This window comes from Streptomyces sp. NPDC111744 (assembly GCF_055634995.1).
The window spans coordinates 47,815-54,105 of sequence record NZ_JBVKCG010000034.1 but is presented as its reverse complement, the minus strand read 5'-3'; the positions used below and the strand labels follow the sequence as shown (position 1 = coordinate 54,105).

General features: G+C 70.3%; 5 protein-coding genes. All 5 read right to left on the bottom strand.

Annotated features, from left to right (window positions below):
* Positions 1–91: 91 nt before the first annotated feature.
* Positions 92–466: a fluoride efflux transporter CrcB gene (gene crcB / locus ACZ7OO_RS40535; RefSeq protein WP_471512423.1), complete on the bottom strand. Its 375-nt coding sequence runs from the start codon at positions 464–466 to the stop codon at positions 92–94.
* A 46-nt stretch (positions 467–512) separates the two neighbouring features.
* Positions 513–974 carry a fluoride efflux transporter CrcB gene (crcB, locus tag ACZ7OO_RS40530; protein ID WP_471512422.1) on the bottom strand — a complete coding sequence of 154 codons (462 nt, stop codon included), beginning with the start codon at positions 972–974 and terminating at the stop codon, positions 513–515.
* Positions 975–1,043: 69 nt separating this feature from the next.
* Complete coding sequence (locus tag ACZ7OO_RS40525) at positions 1,044–1,997, bottom strand: SMP-30/gluconolactonase/LRE family protein (RefSeq protein WP_471512421.1); 954 nt, start codon at positions 1,995–1,997, stop codon at positions 1,044–1,046.
* Positions 1,998–2,379: 382 nt separating this feature from the next.
* Entirely contained in the window at positions 2,380–3,939 is a 1,560-nt protein-coding gene (locus tag ACZ7OO_RS40520) for a glycosyl hydrolase 53 family protein (protein ID WP_471512420.1), read from the bottom strand.
* Between the two features lie 149 nt (positions 3,940–4,088).
* A complete protein-coding gene (locus tag ACZ7OO_RS40515; RefSeq protein ID WP_471512419.1) occupies positions 4,089–6,110 on the bottom strand; it encodes a beta-galactosidase in 2,022 nt (673 codons plus the stop codon).
* Positions 6,111–6,291 lie beyond the last annotated feature (181 nt).

Here is a 6,291-nt window from a genome sequence, read left to right as displayed (position 1 = left end):
GCGTCCGACGAACGATCTGAATCACGGGGCTGTGTCGTGGCCACAGCCAGAGCCTCCCATCACTCCGTGATCCAGATCTAGCCCTGTAGTACTAGGCCCACACCGCCTGGGCGATCGCCGCCCCGGCGAAGGCCGCCCCCAGCCCCGCCGCGACGCTCGCGACGACGTTGGCCGCAGCGTAGAGCCCGGCGCCGGTCTCGGTCAGCCGCAGGGTCTCGTACGAGAACGTCGAGTATGTCGTGAGCGCCCCGCACAGCCCGGTGCCCAGCAGCAGCTGGAGGTGAGGGCTCGCGGCGCCCGCAGAGGCCGCGCCGGTGAGCAGGCCGAGGATCAGGCACCCGGTGACGTTGACCACGAAGGTGCCCCAGGGGAAGACGGAGCCGTGCCTGGCCTGGACGGCGCGGTCGGTGAGGTAGCGCAGCGGAGCACCGACGACGGCACCGGCGACGACCAACAGCCAATTCATAACGACTTCTTACTCTTGGCGTCCGCTTTACCGGAGTTCAGGTTTCTCATCGCTTCCTCCGGGCGAGGACACGGCGGGTCGCGGTGGCCGCGCACCACACCGCGGCGAGGGCGGCGCACAGGGTCGCGGCGAGGTAGGCGAGGCCGGTGGCGGGCCGGCCGTGGTCGACCAGTTTCTGGATGTCGACGGCGTACGTGGAGAAGGTCGTGAAGCCACCGAGGACGCCGGTGCCGAAGAAGGGGCGCACAAGGCGGTGCGCGGGGAGTCCTTCGGTGATCAGTACCAGGAACGCGCCGATCACCGCGCAGCCGATGACGTTCGTCCAGAACGTCGCCCAGGGGAATCCGCCCGCTGCCGTGGGCAGGGCCAGGGCGAGGGCGTAGCGACCCGTCGCGCCAAGCGCGCCGCCCGCGGCGACCGCTGCGACGACCGGTGCCTGGGTACGCCATTCCGGCCGCCGCCGGGGGCTCGGCTGGGCACGGAGGCTCTCGGCTTCCGGGGCTGTCATGGGTCGTACGTCTCCTGTTCGGCACCGCCCCGACGGGTGCACCAGGGTACCGCCGGGTCTACCCGCCGGTCACTTCGCGGTGGGCGCGGCGCAGACGGCGACCCCGGGCTCCCAGACGCTGCCGAGGACCAGGTGGCGGCCGGTCACACAGACGCTGGTGGCCATACGGAAGCCGGAGTGTTGGCGGGCGAGGTGGTGCACGACCCTGCCGTGGTCGTCGAGAGCCGTCACGGCGATAGTGCCGGTGGGGCGGTAAGGGGCGTGTACGACGGCTCGGGCGGCCGCCCTGCGGACGGCGGGCGGGGTGCGGTGGAAGAGGTCGAGCGGCGGGTTGCGCGGACCGGCCAGGGCGACCCAGGTCAAGTCGCCGTCGCGCCACATGTTGTCGGGCATGCCGGGGAGCTCGGCGAAGAACTCGGCGCGGCCGGTCCGCGGGCCGGTGAGCCAGTAGCGGGTGAGACGGTACGCGCCGGTCTCGGCGACGATCAGAAAGGTGCCGTCGCCGCTCACGGCCAGCCCGTTGGCGAACTGGAGACCGTCGCAGGCCACTTCGGCCGTACGGGCGCCGGGCGCGAGGCGCAGCAGGCGGCCGGTGGCGCTGTGCTCGACGATGTCGCCGATCCAGCGGTCCAGCGGGAAGCGGCGGCTGGAGGCGGTGAAGTACACGGTGCCGTCGGGCAGGGCGACCACGTTGCTCGCGAACCGCAGCGGCTCCCCCTCGACCGAGTCGGTGAGGACGCGGACGGCACCGTCGGTGAGGCCGACGCGCAGCAGGCCGCGCTCCGCGTCGCAGACCAGCAGGTCGCCGTCCGGGAGGAGTTCGAGGCCGAGCGGGCGGCCGCCGGTCCGGGCGAGCTCCCGGACCCGCGGGGTGTCCGGGTCGCCGAGCCCGTCCAGGCGCAGGATACGGCCGTCCTCGACGCCGGTCAGGACCCCGCCGTCCGGATCCGTCACAACGTCTTCGGGGCCGCGGCCGCCAATGGCGACGTAGTGGAGCGGGACGAGGCGCGCGGGTCGGTCCATGAACCCCATAGTGACAGGCGGAACCGGTCTCACCAGCCCTTTTCGAAGATCCGGGCCACCTCGGTGATCCGGATCCTGTCGCGCCGGTAGTAGGTGCGGTGCCGGATGCGCCTGGTGCGCACCTGCCCGAGCCGGGTCAGCATGCCCAGATGGGTGCCGGCGAGAGCCAGTCCGGAATGTCCGGGCGACTCACGCTCGTGGAGTTCCTCGGCATCCGACCAGCCTCCGTCCGTCCCCGGCCTCCTCGTAGTTCGTCTTCCCACTGTTCCGCGGCCGAAGCTCCCATGTCAGGGACTCGGTGAGCGTTGTCCGAGACCGAACGGCGGACAGGGCGGAGGGGCCCGGCCGTCCCCTTACGGCCGGTCCCCTCGTCAGTGGTGGTTCAGCGGTGGCTGAACCACGCCATGGAGGACAGCGCCTTGTCGTCGTAGCCGAACAGGGCCTGGTTCTCCCAGCCGTTGCCGGAGGTGGCGTCGGTCGGGTCCCAGCCGTTTCCGGTGACGGCGGTCCAGGTCGCCTCCCAGTAGAAGACGCCGAGGCCACGGCCGTTCGGAACGGCCTCGACGATGTTCGCGACGGCGTTCATCCAGGCCAGCTGGCCGGCGGCGGTGGCCGGGTAGCCGGTGACCAGTTCGCCGCTGGTGTCGATCTGGTTCTCCAGCGAGTCGTCCTGGGCGAGGGTGAACGGGTAGGCGGTCTCAGCGACGAAGACGGGCTTGGAGTAGCGGGAGGCCACATCGTCCAGGGTGGTCTGGGCGGCGGCCAGCGAACCGTGCCAGTAGCCGTAGTACGACAGCCCGATCACGTCGTAGTTGATGCCGTAGGTCTTGGCGTTGTCGAACCACCAGCGGACGGTGGCGTCGTCGCCCGCGTTGGCCAGGTGCAGGGCGACCCGGGTGCTGGAGGAGACCGCCTTGGCCGCGCTGTAGCCGGAGTTGATCAGGCCGGCGAGCTGGGACCAGTTGTCGGTGGAGCCCTCGGACCAGAGCATGCCGCCGTTGATCTCGTTGCCGATCTGGACCATGTCGGCGGTGGTGCCCTGAGTCTTCAGCGCGTTGAGGACGTCGTACGTGTGGTTGTAGACGTCGGTCTTGAGCTGGCTGTAGGAGTGGCCGGTCCAGGCGGCGGGCTTGGTCTGCTTGCCCGGGTCGGCCCAGCTGTCCGAGTAGTGGAAGTCGACCAGCAGCTTCATGCCGGCCGCCTTGACGCGCTTGGCCATGGCCAGGACGTGCGCCTTGTCGTTGTAGCCGTCCGCCGGGTTGACCCAGACCTTCAGCCGCGCGTAGTTCATGCCGGCGCTCTTCAGGATGGTGACCGCGTCTCCGGTGGTGCCGGAGCTGGTCTTGTAGACACCGCCCTTGGCCTCGCTCTTGGCGAGTGACGAGATGTCGGCGCCCTTGATGGACAGGCCCGTCGAGCCGGAGGCGAAGGTCAGGTCGTCGGCGTTGATCCAGTTGCCCGCGTTGGCATCTGAGTTGATGCTGATCGTGCACTGGTTGTTGGTGACCGCGATCGAGGTGACGATCCGCACCCAGCTGCTGGTGGAGACCGGCAGATCGGTCCTCTGCTCGGAACTGCCGCAGTTCTTCAGGGATATGTAGGCGGAGTTCTGCCCGCCGCTGGAGCGGACCCAGGCGGTGAGGGTGTAGGTGCCGTTGGTCAGGCCGGAGAGGTACTGGTACGTCTCCACCTTGTAGGCGGAGGCCGAGTAGTGGCTGAGGCGGTAACTGCCGCTGTGGCCGCCGGACTCGGTGTACGAAGCGCCCGTGTCGCCGTACTCCGACCAGCCGGTGGGCGAGGCCACTCCGGCTCCGTCGGACTCGAAGCCGCCGTTGGTGAGCGTGCCGGCCGCCTGCGCGGTCTGCACGGGAAGGGCGGTGAGGGCGAGCCCGGCCAGAAGCGGCAGCAGCAGGGCTCTGATGGTGCGTCTGGGATGGAACATCATCGTCCGTCGTCCCTTCGACGTGACTGGGGAGGGGTGTCCTCCGGCGGGGCCGGAGGAGGCCCCTCCGCCCACGGCTCTCGTGGCACGCGCGGGCGGAGGGGAGTCTCGGTGGACGCGGGTGCGGCGGCCCGGTCCACGGCCGGGGCTCAGCCGTCGAGTCGTACGACCCGTACGGCACCCGCCGGGACCGCGAGGCGGCCCGCAGCGCGTTCGCCCGTCAGCAGTTCGGTGCCGTGTGCCTCCAGAGGCACCTTGGCGTCGGTGGCGGTGTGGTTGACGGCGAAGAGGAAGGTGCCGTGGTCACCGGTGCGCCGGACCACCTCGACATCGCGGGGCAGGTCGGCGCGGGGTGCGATCCGGGCGTCCTCGGCGGCCCAGCCGAGCAGGGCGTCCAGCCCGTTCGTGTCAAGGCGGGTCGACACATACCAGGCGGTGCCCTCCCCCAGCTGGTGCCGGGTGACGGCCGGGTGGCCGGCGGTGAGGCCGTCGGCGTAGGTCCAGACGGTCTCGGCGCCGCGCGGGACGACGAACTCGGTCCACACGTCGCCGGTCAGCTCGGAGCCGTCCGGGCCGGTCAGCCGCACCCGCTGGTCCCGGAGGAGGGGTGAGAACTCCTCGACGGCGAGGCCGAGGGCGTCGCGCAGGGGGCCCGGATAGGCGCCCTCGTGCACGGCGTCGTGCTCGTCGACGATGCCGGAGAAGTACGAGACGACCAGGGTGCCGCCGCTCTCGACGTATTCCTTGAGATTGTTCCCGCCCGCCTCCGTCATCAGATAGAGAGCCGGTACGACGACAAGGGGATAAGCCGACAAGTCGCTTTCCGGGTGGGCGAAGTCGACCGTGAGGTGCCGGTCGTAGAGAGCCTCGTAGAAGGCGTCGGCGCGCTCGCGCGGGTCGTGGTCCTCGCTCGGGCGCCACTGGAGGTTCTGCGCCCACCAGGACTGCCAGTCCCACAACACGGCCACGTCGGCCTGGGTGCGGCTGCCGCGGATCTGCGCCAGCGAGTCGAGGGACGCGCCGAGTTCGACGACCTCGCGCCACACCCGGGTCCCGGTGCCGCCGTGCGGCAGCATCGCCGAGTGGAACTTCTCGGCACCGCGCCGGGACTGCCGCCACTGGAAGAACATGGCGCCGTCGGAGCCGCGGGCCACATGGGCCAGGGAGTTGCGGGCCATCTGCCCGGGAGCCTTGGCCGGATTGCGCGGCTGCCAGTTGACGCCCGAGGTGGAGTGTTCGAGCAGCAGCCAGGGGGCGCCGGCGGCGACGGAGCGGGTGAGGTCGGCGGCCATCGCGAGGTTGACATGGGTGCGGCGGCCGTCGGTGATCAGGTAGTGGTCGTTGGTGACCAGGTCGACCTCGCGGCCCCAGGCCCAGTAGTCCATGGAGTCGCACTGGCTGAGGGCGGTCATGAAGTTCGTCGTCACCGGGACGCCCGGCGAGAGGCGGTGCAGGATGTCCCGTTCCGCGCGGAAGTTCTCGCGGATGGTGGTGTCCGTGAACCGCTTGTAGTCCAGGGCCTGGCCCGGGTTGCCGACGGTCGGGGTGGCGCGCGGCGGGTTGATCTGCGCCAGGTCGGTGTAGTGCTGGCCCCAGAAGGCCGTGCCCCAGGCCTCGTTGACCGCGTCGATCGTGCCGTGGGTGTCGGTCAGCCAGCGGCGGAAGTGCGCGGCGCAGGAGTCGCAGTAGCAGGCGGAGACGGGGACGCCGTACTCGTTGTGGACGTGCCACAACGCGAGGGCCGGGTGGTCGCCGTAGCGCTCGGCCAGCCGGGTGGTGATGTTCGCGGCGGCCGCGCGGTAGTCGGTGTTGCTGTGGCAGATGGCGCCGCGCGAGCCGAACTCGTAGCGCACGCCCTCCGCGGTCACCGGCAGGGCCTCGGGGTGCGCGCGGTAGAACCAGGCGGGCGGCGCCACGGTGGGTGTGCCCAGGTCGACGCGGATGCCGTTCTCGTGCAGCAGGCCGATGATCCGGTCCAGCCAGCCGAAGTCGTACTCCCCCGGCGCCGGCTCCAGCAGGGCCCAGGAGAAGATCCCGACGCTCACCATCGTGACCCCGGCCTCGCGCATCAGCCGGACGTCCTCGTGCCAGACGCTTTCCGGCCACTGCTCGGGGTTGTAGTCCCCACCGAAGGCGAGCCTGGTCAGGCCCCTGGGGGTGGTCTCCGGCATGGATCTCTCCCGTTTTATCGATCATCTGGGAACGTGCACACACATTGGTCGTGGCGTAAGCCCAACATAACCGCACAGCAACAACCATTGACAAGTGTCCGGGATGTTTCTCTACTGTGAACGCTCACAGAGCAGGACACGGCTCGCGACGGGCGATGCTCCGGGTCCGAAAACGCTCGGT

Bases quoted from the DNA above. Each gene is read 5' to 3' on its own strand.
- crcB (WP_471512423.1), bottom strand. From the start codon at position 466: ATGAATTGGCTGTTGGTCGTCGCCGGTGCCGTCGTCGGTGCTCCGCTG.
- crcB (WP_471512422.1), bottom strand. From the start codon at position 974: ATGACAGCCCCGGAAGCCGAGAGCCTCCGTGCCCAGCCGAGCCCCCGG.
- ACZ7OO_RS40525 (WP_471512421.1), bottom strand. From the start codon at position 1,997: ATGGACCGACCCGCGCGCCTCGTCCCGCTCCACTACGTCGCCATTGGC.
- ACZ7OO_RS40520 (WP_471512420.1), bottom strand. From the start codon at position 3,939: ATGTTCCATCCCAGACGCACCATCAGAGCCCTGCTGCTGCCGCTTCTG.
- ACZ7OO_RS40515 (WP_471512419.1), bottom strand. From the start codon at position 6,110: ATGCCGGAGACCACCCCCAGGGGCCTGACCAGGCTCGCCTTCGGTGGG.